This window comes from Allohahella sp. A8 (assembly GCF_047946665.1).
GTDB lineage: Bacteria > Pseudomonadota > Gammaproteobacteria > Pseudomonadales > Oleiphilaceae > Allohahella.
In genome coordinates this window covers 3,508,049-3,522,865 of the sequence record NZ_CP172312.1, presented here as the reverse complement: position 1 = coordinate 3,522,865, position 14,817 = coordinate 3,508,049, and the positions used below count along the sequence as shown (strand labels likewise).

The window sequence follows — 14,817 nt, the reverse complement described above, 5'->3', positions numbered from 1 at the left end:
CAGTCAGCTGCCTTCCGGCTTCGCCAGGGCGCCATAGGCTTTGGTGCCCCACAACGGCACCGTAGAGAGGCTGTGCTTGTAGCTGCCGCTGGTCTCCTTGGTGCTATAGGCGATATACATCAGCGACTGCGATTGCTGGTCCAGCACTCTTCGAATCTTCAGCGTCTTGAAGAACACGGACTTCGATTTACGGAAGACGATATCGCCGCTCTTCGACTTGTCTATGGCTGCAATCATTTCCGCCGTGATTTCGCCCGTCTGACGACAGGCGATGCTCATGTCTGAAGGATCGCTGAACTGCAGATTGGCTTCGATGCTGGAGATATGACAGGTTACGCCCGGCACCTCGGGGTCCTGCAGGATCTCGATCTTGATATCCTTTGTTGTGAACAGGCCGAGCGATACATCGCCGACTTCGTCGTCGTTACAGGCTGACAGCGCTGTCGCCGCCAACACAATGGCAAGACCCGCTTTCAGGCGGGTCCTGTGTAACAAAGCCGGCAACCTCAAGCCTTTGTCTCGACGGCTGTGAGCCAGCCATGTGAGTCTTCGGCACGCCCCCATTGAATATCGTTGAGAGCCTGGCGCAGCCGTCTGGTGGACTTGCCCGCCTTACCATCACCGACTGTGTATTCCTGACCGTTGTGCAGCAAGGTACCCACCGGCGCCAGAACTGCAGCCGTGCCTGAAAGCGCGGCCTCACAACCTGGCTTCGTTGCCCGCTCGAGAAGTTCATCGACCGAGAGCGCGCGCTCCTGGACATCGAAGCCCATATCCCTTGCTAGGGTAAGAATCGAATCCCGGGTCACACCGTGCAGAAAACTCTGGTCCAGCGCCTTGGTGATCACCTCGTTGCCGTCGATGAGGAGGAAATTTGCGGCACCGGTTTCCTGAACATCGCCACCGGGGCAGAACAGGACCTGATCGGCCTGAACCGTGGCCTTGGCGCGCTGAATGGCGAGCAGGGCGCTGGCATAATTGCCGCCGCACTTCACGGTCCCCATGTGCGGCGCGCAACGCATGCCGTCATCGTCGAGCAACAGCCTGAGCGTCTTGTCATTGCCAGCGAAATAATCCCCCACCGGTGACAGCATGACATACAGCAGTGAGGTGGCCGTAGAGGCAGCCGCCTTGCCGATGGCCGCCTCGGTACCGATATGTGTCGGCCTGATGTACATGGAGCCGGGTGGTTCGGGAACCTGCGAGGCGAAGCGACCGACGATGTCGAGAATCATCTGACTCACGGCAGGCTTGTCGATGGCTGGCATACCCAGCAGCTCGGTGCTCTGTCCAAGACGTGCTACGTTCCGGTCCATCCTGAATATTTTCACGCTGCCGTCAGCATGTCGAAAGGCCTTGAGCCCCTCGAAGCAGGTGCTGGCATACTGCAACACGTGCGCGCCGGGGTGGAGTTCGATTCGTTCGCCGGACACGATTTCCGCCGGAGTCCAGGAGGTGCCGTTGAAACGGGCTGCTGCCATTTCAGGCATGAAGACACTGCCAAACGCTGTCATTGAATATTCCCGAGAGTAGCTCGGCACCTGAGACAGGCTCAGCGCCAGCAAGATATTGATGCTGCTAATTTACTGTAAACAGCGAAGGAGTAACAGTGCCTCGCCAGCAGATATGCTCTGCGGGTTAAATGGGTTTACATGGTTTAGTATTGGGCTGCAATCAAATTGGAAACCGCAAGCAGACAGGATGGTCGAACAATGTCAGTCACCCTCGGAGAACTCGAGAAATCAGCGGCGCTTGTCCACGCCAGCATGCCCCCTACGCCACAGATCGTTTGGCCGCTTCTGAATCAGGAGGTCGGTGCCGAGGTCTGGGTGAAGCACGAAAACCATACTGCAACCGGCGCTTTCAAGATCCGCGGCGGCATTACGTTCATCGACTGGCTGAAGCGTGAACACCCCGAAGTCGAAGGTATTATCACCGCGACGCGGGGCAATCATGGGCAGAGCCAGGCGAGAGCAGCGACGATGGCGGGATTGCGCTCGACCATCGTGGTGCCGAAAAACAACTCTCGCGAGAAGAACGCAGCCATGCAAGCTTTCGGCGCAGAGCTCATCGAATTCGGGGCCGATTTTGATGCAGCGCGCAGCGAAGCCAGACGGCTGGCAGAGGAGCAACACCTGTATATGGTGCCAGCGTTTCATCTGGAAATCGTCAAGGGCGTGGCCAGCTACGCGATGGAACTGTTTGCGGCCGCACCGGATCTGGATACCGTGTATGTGCCAATCGGCTGCGGGTCGGGCATTTGCGGAACTATTCTGGCCCGTGACGCACTCGGCCTGTCGACGAAGATTGTTGGCGTCGTATCAACTGGCGCGCCGGCGGCAAAACAGTCGTTTGATACCGGACTGCTGACTGAAACCTCCTCTGCGTCAACCTTTGCCGATGGTGTCGCCGTGCGGGTGCCCGTGCTGGAGGCTTTCAGGATATATTCGGAAGGTGCTGACCGGATTGTAGCGGTAAGCGATGACGAAATTGCAGAAGCTATACGCTGCTATTACAGGTGTACCCACAATGTCGCGGAGGGTGCTGGCGCTGCACCGCTGGCGGCCTTGTTACAGGAGCGCCACGAAATGGCCGACTGCAAAGTCGGCGTCATCCTCTGCGGCGGTAATATCGATACCGATATTCTGACAGTGGTGCTGGCAGGTGGAACGCCGCAGGTAGCGTAAAGTGGCCGGTCTTGCGTATGCCTTCTGGAAAGTACGACATATATCAGAGCCCACTACGGCGCTGGTGGCGGGTCGAAATTAATAGCACCTTGGAAGATCAGGAGACTGCTAATGAACAGGACTATTTCAATGTCATTGCTGCTTTTGTTCGCAAGCACCCAGGCCTATGCCGAGTTTACTGGGGCTGGCGCAAACGAGGCTGACACTACAGTCGAGCAGGTTATTGAAGAACGAGAAGAGGATCGCGAAGTTTCGCTGACCGGCTTTCTGGTGAAACAAGTCGATGAAGAGCGCTACTGGTTCAAGGACCATACCGGCGACCTGCAGGTGGAAATCGAGTCAGCTGCATTCGGTGGTACAGAAATTACACCTGAAATGAAGATTCGGCTCACCGGGGAAGTTGAAGTGGAGTTCGAATCGGTCACCGTGGATGTGAGTAGTCTCGAGGTCATCGACCAAGGGCTGCCGACGAGGCAGCAACCTGTCCTCGGTCGCGACCGAGAGCTTGATATCTAGCCAGGGGCATCCAGTCTGCCTACTGGACGACTGTCAGCAGCCTGTTCAGTTGTTGTCGGAGCCGATTGTTCTCCACCTTCAGATGCTCGATGTCCTCCAGTAGGTCCAGTACCAGGCCAATGTCTGCCCAATCCATTTCCAGGTCTCGGTGCAGCCGGGCCGCCTTGTTCACGCGTGTGACGGCAGCAACGCTGAACTGCCATTGGTGAGGTTCGGTGCCAGCAATCGGCAGCGCGATCTTGTACTGCACCAGCTCTACCAGGTACTCCACGGGGAGATGTGCCGATTCGCATAGTTCTTCGAGGCTCATCTGTAGACTTGGTGAGTGCACGTTGGCAGCATCTGTCATGGCTATATGCTCCATTCTTCTCGTGGGTCGAAACTCGCCTGCTCGGCCAGTTGGCTCCAGAGTTTTTTCACATCGTCACTATCTGTTCTGGGCAGTACGATCTTCAGAACCGCATACAGATCGCCAGTGCCGTGCTTGCCGACGAGGCCCTTGCCCTTGATGCGCAGGCGCTGGCCAGACTGGCTCTTGGGCGGGATGCTCAGATTCACCTTGCCGGTCAGGGTGGGCACGGTGACCTTGGTGCCGAGTGCAGCCTCCCAAGGTGCCAATGGTAGCGTGAGTACGAGATTGTCACCCTCGACATCAAATAGCGGGTGCGGAACCAGGCGGATGTGCAGGTAGAGATCACCACTGGGGCCATTCCCCATGCCCGGGCCGCCCTGGCCCTTCAAACGGATGCGCTCACCGTCCCGCACGCCAGCCGGGATCTTTACCTTCAGCGACTTCCGGGTTTCCTGGACCTGTCCGCGCCCATCTGTCTGCGGCACGGAAAAGTCCACAGGTACGGTCCGGTCCGTGAGGGTTTCCTCGAGCAGAACCGGCCACTCCATCTCGAAATCCCGGCCCTTTTGCTGGAATGAATCCCGTCTCGATTGGTGTCGGCCGAAACCAGCCTCTGCACCAGCGCCGCCGAAGATGGAGTTGAAAAAGTCGGTGAAATCGGTATCCGACGCAAACTGTTCGCCAGCGCCAGCGCCAGCGCCAGCGCCAGCAAAGCCGCCGCGTGCCTGGCCGTGAGCCCCTGCACGGCCGCCGTAGCCGCGCTGACGAGCCTCTCTCAGTGCATCATATTCAGCGCGCTTGTCACGGTTCTTCAGCACCTCGTAGGCCTCGGAAACCTCCTTGAACCTGGTCTCCGCGTCCGTCGCCTTGCTCACATCAGGATGATACTGCCGCGCCAGCTTTCTATAGGCCGTCTTGATGGCCTTGTCGTCAGCTGAGGGATCGACCCCCAACACAGCGTAATAATCCTTGAACTCCATCGCTGATAACTCCTTGATTGCTAGTCATCAATCTGTTTTCTCAGTTTAACCGGCGGCGCCCGGCGTTTTGAGAGCCTGATGTTAAGCATCTCGACCAAGACCGAGAAGGCCATGGCAAAGTAGATGTAGCCCTTTGGAATATGCATATCGAAGCTCTCTCCTATCAGTGCTACGCCGACGAGAATGAGGAAGCTCAGTGCCAGCATCTTCAGTGTTGGATGCTTCTCAACAAACTCACCAATCGATTTTGCAGACAGCATCATCACCAGAACGGCCAGTATGATCGCGATGACCATAACCGGGATATGATCGGCCATACCAACCGCAGTGATGACCGAATCGAGTGAGAAAACGATATCCAGAATTGCGATCTGCACCAGTGTTGACACGAAGTTCTTGCCTGCCTGGACCTTCACATCTTCTGTATCGTCAGGCTCCTCCAGGCTGTTGTGTATTTCATGGGTACTCTTGGCTACAAGGAATAGTCCGCCCAGAAGCAGTATGAGGTCGCGCCCTGATATTTCCTCGCCCAGCACAGTGAACAGTGGATCAGTAAGCCCCATGACCCAGGCCAGTGATAGCAGCAGCGCAATGCGCGTGATCATCGCCAGGGCGAGACCAAACGTGCGCGCTCTCTGGCGTTGTTCTTCAGGTAGGCGGCTTACCAGAATGGTGATGAAGATGATGTTGTCGATACCGAGCACGATCTCGAGTGCTGTCAGCGTGGCGAGCGCAATCCATGCCTGTGGGTCAGAAATCCAGCTTAACCATTCCATGCTATGTTCTCTAAGGGTGTCAGAATTGAGTCGTTCAAAGGTGAAAGCGATCAGTTGGCCGGGCGGTCACTGACCGACTTCCGACCTGTTAATTGTGGCGGCTTCCGACCGCGCTGCCGTAAGCCATTCCTGCATCGCTGGATGAGCCAGTACGACGGCCATGTACTCACGGGATTGAGATGAAATGTCGACGGCATAGGTGGCAAATCGGAAGACCACCGGAGCAAACATACAGTCGGCAATCGAGAATTCGCCGAATAACCATGGCCCGCCGTGGCGTCGCAGCATCTGAGACCACAGCGAATCGATACGCTGGATATCGTTGATCAGCGCACTGCTGGACGGTACCTGGCGCCCGGTGGCGCGACAGTTCATCGGCATGGTCTCCCTGAGGGCGGCAAAGCCTGAATGCATTTCTGCACTGCAGGCACGTGCCTCTGCACGCTTCGTCAGGTCTGTTGGCCACCCCTTTCCGGTCAGATACTGCTCCGAGACATATTCGCAGATGGCCAGCGAGTCCCAGATCGTGAGCCCATTGTCCAAAAGCACAGGGACCTTGCCTGCACCCGTGTACTGGCGTATTTCGTCGGCCGTCGTGTCTGTTGCCAGCGGGATCATCACTTCTGCGAAATCGATGCCGTGAGCGCGCAGCAGAAGCCAGGGTCTCAGCGACCAGGAGGAGTAGTTTTTATTCCCGATAACGAGTTCCATGACTCAGCATCCCTTGAAAATGTGGTGTTGAAAACGCAGGAAATATACCGTGTGGCTGCGTCAAGGAACAGCAGCAGGCGAGATCGGCACCTGACGCGTAGTGAGCAGGAGGCCGGCCAATATCAGAATGCCCCCTGTGATGTAGAACAGGCTCATGCGCTCGCCGAGGAAAAGGCCTGCCAGCATCGCAGTAAATATCGGGCCAAGATACATGAACACTGCTGCACGCGAGGGTCCGATGCTGTGCACGCCGTTATTCCAGAACGCGTAGGCCAGCAGACCCGGAAAGATGGCGACGTAGGCCAGCGGGGGAATCACGCTGGCATCGACTACGAAGCCACCTGAGATGAACAGCAGATCGACCAGGTAGAAAGGGGATATGACCAGCACGCCAAGGCCGACCTGTACTGTCAGGAAGGTCAGCGGTGCGAGCGGCACTGCGTGACGTCGCAACAGTACTGAAAACAGCCCCCAGCAGCTTACTGCTGCGACCATGATCAGGTCTCCAGGATGAAAACTGAGCTCACTCAGCGTCGACCACTGTCCCCGGCTGATGACGACGAGTATACCCAGCAAGGCCAGCAGTATGCCGAGAGTTTGGGACAGTCTGAGTCGCTCTCCGAGAATCAGCCAGGCCAGAAAGGCCACCATGATCGGAATGGTCGAAGCCACGAGTGAGATGTTCAGCGCCGTCGTCGTCAGTGCGGAAAGGTACAGTAGCGTATTGAACGCGCCCACGCTCAGGGCAGACAGCAGTAGCAGTGGCCAGAAGTGTTCGGCGATGACCTGCCTTTGTCGCCATACGCCAGTCAGGCCGAATGGAAGCAGAATGCACAGGGCAATCGACCAGCGGTAGAACGACAGCGACAGCGGTGGAATCGTATCGACAACGCTGCGACCTACGACGGCATTGCCGGCCCAGAACAGCGCAGTGAGTGTAAGGCCCAGATAGGCCAGCCAGGGCGTTGGCGTGGGTTTGTTCAAAATGATGGATCCATCAATTGTCTGCTTCTCCTTTACGAACAGGGGTCCTATGATGGCGGCTTTCAATGAGCCTCCGAGATCAGCATACATGAGAAATTGCCATGACGGCCGCTAGAGCCTGGCGCCGGCGTATGATCGCCGCAGTGGTATTTGTCGCCTTCCTCGTCGCCGCCAAGTTGCTGATCGACTGGCGCTATGGCGTCGCAGTCACACAGGCAACGGCTTTATTCGATGGTTGCCACAAAGCCTGGGCGCATCGCGGCTTCGTCAATGAGCATGAGGAGAATACACTTGGTAGTGTCGAGGCCGCAGCGTCGATGGGGGCATCGGGGGTCGAGGTCGATATCCTGTACGACCTGCCCACTCAGCAGTTCATCGTTTCTCATGATGAGCCATATCAGCGAACGAATGGCGAGTTGCTGACGCTGGACAGGCTTCTTGCAGCTCTCCCGGCAGATACTTTTCTCTGGCTGGACGCCAAGAATCTGAGCAGTCTCTGGCCTCATGACGCGCTCACCGCTGTGGCGAAGTTGACTGCTGCCATCAAGGCAAGCGGGCTGCAGGATCGAGCCCTGGTGGAGTCACGCAATCCACTGTATCTGGGATGGCTGGCTGATGAAGCGATTCATACCAGCTATATGATCAGTCCGAATGCCAAGTATGCAGCGCCGTTATTCTGGCTGAACGTGTATTTCATGAAACTGAGTTATACCTGGGGGCCTTTCAGTGCCCTGTCCATTAACGACTATCGATACGGAGAAAAGGTGGCCGATGCCTTCGGTGACGGCATTGCCATTCTCGTCAGTACGGTTAACGAGCAGGCAGATTTTGAACGCTATGCCCGGCACCCGAACATTCGCGTGGTATTAACGGATAAGGACTTCTTCGCCTTCGACAGCTGCGCGGTCGCGGTCGACGATCCGGTACTGCCCCCAGGGTAGGGCCTGCATGGTGAAGTCTGGTCGGCAGGCCTCCTCGCGGGCACGCCGGCTCACCAACGTAGGTCGACAGAAGATGAGCGTGTCGTCATTCTCCACAACCTGCATGTACAGGTTGTCTTCATGCAGCTTCTCGCCCTGGAAGTAATGTACGTTTTGCTGCTCATTCGGGTTGTCCAGTTGGTAACCCATCGTCCCGAGCAACCACCGGCCTATCTCGTAATGACTGATAAACCGTGAATCCGGCAGTCGATAAGGGGTATCACTGTCGTCATCATGTTTCTGGTGCAACACAATTGGAACGCCAGCGACATTGGCTGTGAGGCGGTTGTGCCCCCACAGCGTGTCTTCCCCGAGCTCCTGACCATGATCTGAGGTGAAAAGCCACAAATGATCACCATCGAAATTATCGCTCAGGTATTGAATCGTCGAAGCGAGGATCTGGTCGAGGTATACGACAGCATTGTCATACGCGTTCGACATACGGGTGTCGTAAGGCACTTCATCACCGTCTGGCCAGCGGGCAAACCCTTCGTCTTCCGTGGCGTAGGCCTCCTCGTAAGGTGAATGAGTGCTGCGCAGGTTGATAACCACGAAGTTGCGTTCGCCCCAAGCCTGGTTTTTCAGCCAATCAAGCACGGCCTTGTCGCCGTTCATGCTCAGGTCTATGGGGTTGTCTTCTTTCGTGATATGCACGTCGATGAAGCGGCTGCCGATGCCGTTCATCATCTTCGACTCCTGTGTGGATATCCAGAAGGTCTTGTAACCGGCAGCCTTGGCGAGGCGGAACATGTTCGCGGTGCCGTCCTCGAGCGCCTTGAAGTTGCCAGGCTCCGCGGTAACGTTCATGAACAGGGGTAGCGTCGAGCCGGTAGCTACCGATGCAGCAATGCCTTGTGCGGCCTGCAGTTCACCCTGCGCCCACAGCGCTGATAGATTCGGAGTGGTCTCGCGGTAATAACCGCCCACGCCGAGGCGGTCGGACCGGACGGAGTCGGGCATCAGGACCCATATATTTTCAGGCGGATCGGCGGGCGCGGTGTGGCTGACTGAGTAGGGTGCGTAGTCTGGTCCCTTGATCGTTTTCTCGCGGCCCATCATGCGAACAGCGTAATAACTGAACACGTTGATGGAGTTATGCAGTGAACTGCGCGTCGACCCTGGCATGAAGGCGAGCATATCGCGAGTGATGGCACGGTTCGGCTTGCTACCGAGCACCAGCAGCACGATGATCAGAGGTATCCACGAACGGCCGATCCGGAAGTGCCTGATGCCCCAGTTGAATGCCGCGAAAAGGAGGCCGTAGGGAATGCCCCAGGCCAGAAGTGCTGGCCAATGGTCTTTGAAGGTACTTTCGACGGCGCCGCCAATTTCGTGGCGCTCGGTGAATATTTTACTGATATCGATGGCCGTAAGCGGATCGCCCACATAAGAGATGTGAGAGATCTGCAGGAGCTGCATGAAGGCAAACAGCATCAATACGAGATTGACGAACCATGGGCGGCCACTGAGCCAGAGGCAGAGGTTTATGATCCAGAGCACGATGACGTAGGAGAGTTCGAGCTCCGCCTGATTGTTCGGCGTGTAGAGCTGCTGAAGAAAATCATCTGCCAATAGCAAAATGGTCGTCAGTGTGGCCAGACCTACCATCAGCGCCGACCGGCGCAGGGAGGGGCCTCTCACGCCAAAGTTGGCTGTAAATGCTGGAAACATAACTGAATCGTCTTTCTGGAGCCCGCCAGACTGTTGTGACATCGTCAAGCCGGATTGGCCTGCGGGGCGGATTGATTTGCCTGACTTTTGGGGGCAAACAAGCGCGCGCATTTAACCTCACGCGATGTGCAGAGTCAACGAGACCGGCCTGATTCTGTGGGCTGCTGAACAAATCCATGGTTGTGGCCGTAAAGTCTTGAGTCACATCAGGAGTAAATGACATGAAGCCAGACAATAAGGATAAGAACGACTGGATCGAATATGCCGCCAGAGCCGGATACAGTGCCAAGATGGTGGTCTACACACTGCTCGGCGTACTTGCCATTCTCACGGCCTTCGGCTCGCAAAGCAGCGAGCAGCTTTCGCAGAAAGGCGTTTTCCAGGAAATTCTCCAGCAGCCTTTTGGCCGCGTTTTACTTGGTCTCGTTGCCGCTGGCCTCATCTGCTACGCGTTCTGGCGCATCGTGCAGGCGGTGAAGGACACCGAAAACACGGGTGACGATGCCAAAGGCTACATCAAGCGCATTTTCTTCGTCATCACGGGTTTGATCTATGGCGCAGGCGGTGTAGTGGCAGCCAGGATGGTCACAGGAAACAGTTCCGGGGGCTCAGGCGGTGACAACACCGAAAGCATGACGGCCCGGCTCATGGGCATGGAATGGGGGTTATGGCTGGTCGGGCTACTCGGTGCGCTGGTTCTCGCTTTTGCTTTTGTACAGTTCAAGCATGCCTGGAAGGCTGATTTTATCAGCAAGTTCCGTCGGGGTGAGATGAGTCAGAACGAAATCGATGCGAGCTGTCACGCCGGGCGAAGTGGGTATGCCGCGAGGGGTATCGTCTATCTCCTTATTGGTGTCTTCTTCATACAGGCTGCCTGGACAACCGACCCCCAGGAGGCTGGCGGCATGAAAGAAGTGCTACAGACCCTGCTGCAGCAGCCTTACGGGCCCTGGTTGTTGGCGCTGGTCGGCGCGGGCCTGTTGGCCTACGGTGTCTTCTGTGGCTTTGAGGCGAAATACCGCCGAACCAGGCTGGAGTAAAACGGGACGCTAGCTGCCCAGGCCCAATGTAGCCCCTATACCCGCGAGAATCGCGATGCCCATGACGGCAAATATCATGGCTGCGATACTATGGACCAGCTTCACTGGCATTCGGTGGGCCAGTTTCTCGCCAACATAGACTGCCGGCACGTTCGCGATCATCATGCCGAGCGTGGTGCCGGCTACCACCGCGAGCAATGCTGTGTACTGAGCGGCTAGCGCCACCGTCGCGATCTGCGTCTTGTCGCCCATCTCGGCCAGGAAGAAAGCAATGAGTGTCGCGACGAAGGCACCATAGCGGGTACGCGCCAGGTCTCCCTCCTCCACCTTATCGGGAACCAGAATCCACGCCGCCATCGCGAGAAAGGACACACCGAGTATCCACCGCAGGTGTTCGGGTGATGCAAGCGACGTAATCCAGGCGCCAAGCGCTCCAGCGAGGCCATGGTTGAGTAAGGTGGCTAGCAGAATGCCGAGCACGATAGGCAATGGCTTCCGATAGCGGGCAGCAAGGATAAATGCCAGCAGCTGAGTCTTATCGCCTATTTCGGCGAGCGCCACTATGCCTGTAGACACGAAAAAGGCTTCCATGAGCCGCATACTCCGTACAGATAGCCAAGCGTGTAGAAGGACCGTTGTCGACGGCCCGGCATGATAGGCGCGCGGTGGTAATCTGTCGAGCCGAAAAAGCCCCTGCTTACAGGACGATACAAGTATCGCGACATATCGCCTACTCAATCCGGCATTTCTAGCCTATCTTTTCATCAGAAAAACGCCACTGCTCAACCTGAGGTTATGGTTTTTATGCCTGCACAGCTCTCTATCGCCCAGCGTCTGGGTTTCGGATTTGGCCTGGTTTTCCTGTTTATGGTGGCCATCAGCCTGATTGGTATCAATCGCGTGGGCTTCATCGATGATGTCCTCACGGAGGTCAGCGAAGGTGCCTCGGCCAAACAGCGGCAGGCTATAAACTTCAGGGGAAGCGTGCACGACAGGGCTATCGCCATTCGCGATGCGGTTCTGGTGACTACTGATCAGGCGTTAAACCGACATCTCTCGGAAGTGGAGCGGCTCAACGATTTTTATCAGGATTCAGCCAGAACCATGACAAACCTGTTCGCTGAAAAGGGCAAGACCGCTGAGGAAGCAAATCTGCTCAGCAGGATTCAGGATATCGAGCGCACCACACTGGCACTCACCGATCGTCTCATCACACTGCGAAAGGATGATGATATCGATGCGGCCAGAACCTTGTTACTTGCCGAAGTATCGGCAGCCTATTCAGAATGGCTGAAGCGTATCAACGCTTTCATTGACTACGAAGAATCGCTTATCAGAAGTGAAATCACGCTGGTACGCGATGTAGCTGGTCAGTTTGCGAAGACGATACTGGGGCTTACTACCGTTGTCTTGCTGGTCAGTATCATCGTCTCGATCCTTATTATCAGAAACCTCAAGCGCACGCTCGGTGCAGAGCCCTATGAAGTGGCCGAGGCCATTCAACGACTTGCAGACGGCCAGCTGAAGCAGGATATCCAGACGCAGTACGACCAAAGCGTCATGGGGGCCTTACGCACAACGCTGGCACGTTTGATGGATACCATGCGCGAGGCGCGCTCCAGTGCAGACGCACTGACGAGTTCATCCGCTGAACTGCTGCGCACCTCCGACCAGAACAGTTCACAGATTCAGGTTCAGTCGCGCGAGACAGAGCAGATGGCAGCGGCCATCAATGAAATGGCCTCATCGGTTTCTGAAGTGGCACGCTATGCTGCGCAGGCGGCTGAAGCAACGCAGACGGCCGATCAGGAAGTGAAAACCGGCAACCGTGTGGTTCAGGAGTCCGCAAGTGCCATCAACAAGCTGGCGCAGACACTGGAGCAGGCCGCCGAAACAGTCCACGGCGTATCCAAAGACAGTGGCAATATCGAAACGATCGTCGAAGTCATCAATGCCATTGCAGAGCAGACTAACCTGCTGGCGCTCAATGCGGCCATCGAGGCGGCCAGAGCGGGCGCACATGGCAGGGGCTTCGCTGTGGTCGCTGACGAGGTTCGGTCACTGGCGACCCGAACGCAGAATTCGACCCGTGAGATTCAGGACATGATCGGGAAGCTGCAGCAAGGTGCGGGCAAGGCAGCGGCGGTGATGGAAACCAGTCGGGATCTTGCGCGCAAGACCGTTGAGCAAACGCGCGAAGCCGAACAGGCACTTGCCAGCATCGGCCGTGAAGTCGGTTCGATCAAGGATATGAACGTGCAGATCGCCAGCGCCGCTGACCAGCAGAGCGATGTGGCTGAAGAAGTGAACAAGAATATCACCCGCATCCATGACGCTACCATTGCCACATCGGCAGGTTCTGATCAGGTAGCGTCTTCGAGTCGGAAGCTGTCCTCGCTGGCTGACCAGTTGACCAGCAAGGTGAGCTTTTTCAAAACCTGAGCAGTCTGAACCTGGTCAGTCCATTTTCGGCTTGTAAAGGCTGAGAATGGCTTCCAGGTTCTCAAAAGCACTGACGGCGGAAGCGGCAGCGGCGTCGATATCGATCTCGCCGCTCAGCTCGGCCTCCTCCAGAAACCTCAGAAAGTCCTTCCAGAAGAATCCCGTCCTTTTGCCAAATCCATGGAAGAAAAATTGGTCGCGACCCGGCGTGAGACCGAGCTGCTGCTGGATGTGACGGCTGATACGCTGTCCCCCGAGCGTTGATCCCTGCCGGACGTACAAATATCCGATTGCCTCACTGCCGCTCATGGCAGCATGGTCGTTTTCTGGCTGTGCAGCATAGGGTGAGTGCTGTAGACCCAGCACTGCAAAGTCCTTGGCAAGCCAGTCGAGAGGCGTGGCCTCGTGAGCGAATGCGAGGCCAGCGCGACTGAGTCGCGGCTCCCAGATGCTGTAGAACGTATGGAAGGCTCCCAGCACCGTTCCGTAGCCCTGCAGCGAAAGGCTTGTCTCATGAAGCTGAGTAAGCATCGGATGGTGATGCAGTCGAAGATGAACGGTCTCCGTGGCCTGCCTCAATTCAGCGGCTAGTCGGCTGGTAGAGGAGGGTTTGGCCAGCGCCTGGAGGTGGTCACGCATGGGCTGAGGTCTATTCTGCGGGTGTCACGGTCTATGTTAGCTCAATCCACGTCCGGCGCAGGTTTAACTGGATCAGTCTGAACGGAAATACTGTTCAACTGTGGCAGGGCAGCGCCGAGGTCGGCGCGAAGCGGAACAAAGACCGTCACCTTGTCCAGCTGCGCGAAGATGACCGAGGGCTGCGTGCCGAACATGGCGCGAAAGGTGTGCGAAAAATGTGCCGAGTCAGTAAAGCCGGCAGCGATTGCCGCCTCAGTGAACGACTGGCCCTTGGCCACGCCTATTGCCGTTATAAACATCCGGTGCCATTGCCGATAACGTCGAATCGGCACACCAATCTGCTGGCGAAACAGCTCGACGAGACGCGAGACCGACAGGTTCACTTCCTGTGCCAGCTTCTCTACAGGGAGATTTTCGGTGACCGATGACTTGATGAGATCGACCACGCGCGCCACCCGTGGGTCAGCCACCGTGCCGGGCAATCTGCCTCGCCGGATAAGACGGTCCAGTCTTTCATAGGCGACATCAGCGTCAGGTGGCGTCTCTATCATCTGGCGGAAAGCGGTCTGATATCGAGACTCTCCACGGATGCCTATATACAGCGCGGGGTGTACCCGGGTCATGAGCGGCAGCAGTGCACTGTAGTCATCGTTGAGGGGGTCCAAATAGCAGACGGCCACTGTCGCCTCTCCCAGCTCGACCGAAGCTGCCTGCCCCGCTGCCAGTAACAGGCTGTGACAATCCACGGGGGCCGCCATACCCTTCGCCTTCACCCGTAGTGGCCTATCCAGGCTCACGACCAGCGCGGACGCAGCATGGGTGATGTCCAGGCGATCCATGAGCGGCCCGATGTAGAGCGTGCGCCTGTCCCATAGATAGAGCAGGTTGGAGAGCGGTGATGTTGGCAGGGCTTTAGCTCCTGGCGCAGCTTCGCACAACTGGGTCGTGGAGGAGACTGTTAGGCGGCGCGCGTGAATGATGGATCGTCGGCGCTATATTAAAGCTAAAAGCGATGAAATCGCGCAATTCACTCGCGTTC

Annotated in this window: 16 protein-coding genes; 5 read left to right on the top strand and 11 right to left on the bottom strand. The window is 56.9% G+C overall.

Annotated elements, in window-relative coordinates:
• Positions 1-3: 3 nt before the first annotated feature.
• Both ACH3PB_RS15755 and ACH3PB_RS15750 read right to left on the bottom strand, forming a co-directional pair.
• Entirely contained in the window at positions 4-495 is a 492-nt protein-coding gene (locus ACH3PB_RS15755) for a CreA family protein (RefSeq protein WP_416396380.1), read from the bottom strand.
• Between the two features lie 11 nt (positions 496-506).
• The gene (locus tag ACH3PB_RS15750) at positions 507-1,514 is read right to left on the bottom strand and encodes a branched-chain amino acid aminotransferase (RefSeq protein WP_416396379.1); all 1,008 of its coding nucleotides are present in this window, start codon (positions 1,512-1,514) and stop codon (positions 507-509) included.
• Positions 1,515-1,712: 198 nt separating this feature from the next.
• Here ACH3PB_RS15750 and ACH3PB_RS15745 point away from each other — a divergent pair, with 198 nt between their 5' ends.
• A complete protein-coding gene (locus tag ACH3PB_RS15745) occupies positions 1,713-2,687 on the top strand; it encodes a threonine dehydratase (protein ID WP_416396377.1) in 975 nt (324 codons plus the stop codon).
• A 129-nt stretch (positions 2,688-2,816) separates the two neighbouring features.
• A complete protein-coding gene (locus ACH3PB_RS15740; RefSeq protein ID WP_416396376.1) occupies positions 2,817-3,203 on the top strand; it encodes a NirD/YgiW/YdeI family stress tolerance protein in 387 nt (128 codons plus the stop codon).
• A gap of 19 nt (positions 3,204-3,222) precedes the next feature.
• Here ACH3PB_RS15740 and ACH3PB_RS15735 read toward each other — a convergent pair whose 3' ends face one another.
• From ACH3PB_RS15735 to ACH3PB_RS15715, 5 genes are all read right to left on the bottom strand, one after another.
• On the bottom strand, positions 3,223-3,552 hold the full coding sequence (locus ACH3PB_RS15735; protein ID WP_416396375.1) for a chaperone modulator CbpM: 330 nt from the start codon (positions 3,550-3,552) through the stop codon (positions 3,223-3,225).
• A gap of 2 nt (positions 3,553-3,554) precedes the next feature.
• Positions 3,555-4,535, bottom strand: a complete 981-nt coding sequence (locus ACH3PB_RS15730) for a DnaJ C-terminal domain-containing protein (RefSeq protein WP_416396374.1) — start codon at positions 4,533-4,535, stop codon at positions 3,555-3,557.
• Between the two features lie 20 nt (positions 4,536-4,555).
• Positions 4,556-5,311, bottom strand: coding sequence for a TerC family protein (locus ACH3PB_RS15725; RefSeq protein WP_416396373.1), 756 nt, complete (start codon positions 5,309-5,311; stop codon positions 4,556-4,558).
• 66 nt (positions 5,312-5,377) lie between these two features.
• The gene (locus tag ACH3PB_RS15720) at positions 5,378-6,022 is read right to left on the bottom strand and encodes a glutathione S-transferase family protein (protein ID WP_416396372.1); all 645 of its coding nucleotides are present in this window, start codon (positions 6,020-6,022) and stop codon (positions 5,378-5,380) included.
• A gap of 60 nt (positions 6,023-6,082) precedes the next feature.
• Entirely contained in the window at positions 6,083-7,096 is a 1,014-nt protein-coding gene (locus ACH3PB_RS15715; protein ID WP_416396370.1) for a DMT family transporter, read from the bottom strand.
• A gap of 11 nt (positions 7,097-7,107) precedes the next feature.
• Here ACH3PB_RS15715 and ACH3PB_RS15710 point away from each other — a divergent pair, with 11 nt between their 5' ends.
• Entirely contained in the window at positions 7,108-7,947 is an 840-nt protein-coding gene (locus ACH3PB_RS15710; protein ID WP_416396369.1) for a glycerophosphodiester phosphodiesterase, read from the top strand.
• On the opposite strand, the gene ACH3PB_RS15705 is transcribed toward ACH3PB_RS15710, so the two are convergent.
• Positions 7,873-9,657 (bottom strand): sulfatase-like hydrolase/transferase, encoded by a 1,785-nt coding sequence (locus tag ACH3PB_RS15705; RefSeq protein ID WP_416396367.1) that lies wholly within the window; start codon positions 9,655-9,657, stop codon positions 7,873-7,875. The two genes, ACH3PB_RS15710 and ACH3PB_RS15705, sit on opposite strands and share 75 nt — an antisense overlap.
• 221 nt (positions 9,658-9,878) lie before the next feature.
• Here ACH3PB_RS15705 and ACH3PB_RS15700 point away from each other — a divergent pair, with 221 nt between their 5' ends.
• Positions 9,879-10,697, top strand: a complete 819-nt coding sequence (locus ACH3PB_RS15700) for a DUF1206 domain-containing protein (protein ID WP_416396366.1) — start codon at positions 9,879-9,881, stop codon at positions 10,695-10,697.
• 9 nt (positions 10,698-10,706) lie between these two features.
• On the opposite strand, the gene ACH3PB_RS15695 is transcribed toward ACH3PB_RS15700, so the two are convergent.
• Complete coding sequence (locus tag ACH3PB_RS15695; RefSeq protein WP_416396364.1) at positions 10,707-11,288, bottom strand: TMEM165/GDT1 family protein; 582 nt, start codon at positions 11,286-11,288, stop codon at positions 10,707-10,709.
• A 213-nt stretch (positions 11,289-11,501) separates the two neighbouring features.
• On the opposite strand from ACH3PB_RS15695, the gene ACH3PB_RS15690 reads away from it, so the two are divergent.
• On the top strand, positions 11,502-13,139 hold the full coding sequence (locus ACH3PB_RS15690; protein ID WP_416396363.1) for a methyl-accepting chemotaxis protein: 1,638 nt from the start codon (positions 11,502-11,504) through the stop codon (positions 13,137-13,139).
• A 15-nt stretch (positions 13,140-13,154) separates the two neighbouring features.
• Here the strand turns inward: ACH3PB_RS15690 and ACH3PB_RS15685 are convergent, their stop codons facing one another.
• Both ACH3PB_RS15685 and ACH3PB_RS15680 read right to left on the bottom strand, forming a co-directional pair.
• Positions 13,155-13,778 carry a biliverdin-producing heme oxygenase gene (locus tag ACH3PB_RS15685; protein ID WP_416396362.1) on the bottom strand — a complete coding sequence of 208 codons (624 nt, stop codon included), beginning with the start codon at positions 13,776-13,778 and terminating at the stop codon, positions 13,155-13,157.
• A 41-nt stretch (positions 13,779-13,819) separates the two neighbouring features.
• Positions 13,820-14,716 (bottom strand): helix-turn-helix domain-containing protein, encoded by an 897-nt coding sequence (locus tag ACH3PB_RS15680; protein ID WP_416396360.1) that lies wholly within the window; start codon positions 14,714-14,716, stop codon positions 13,820-13,822.
• Between the last annotated feature and the right edge of the window lie 101 nt (positions 14,717-14,817).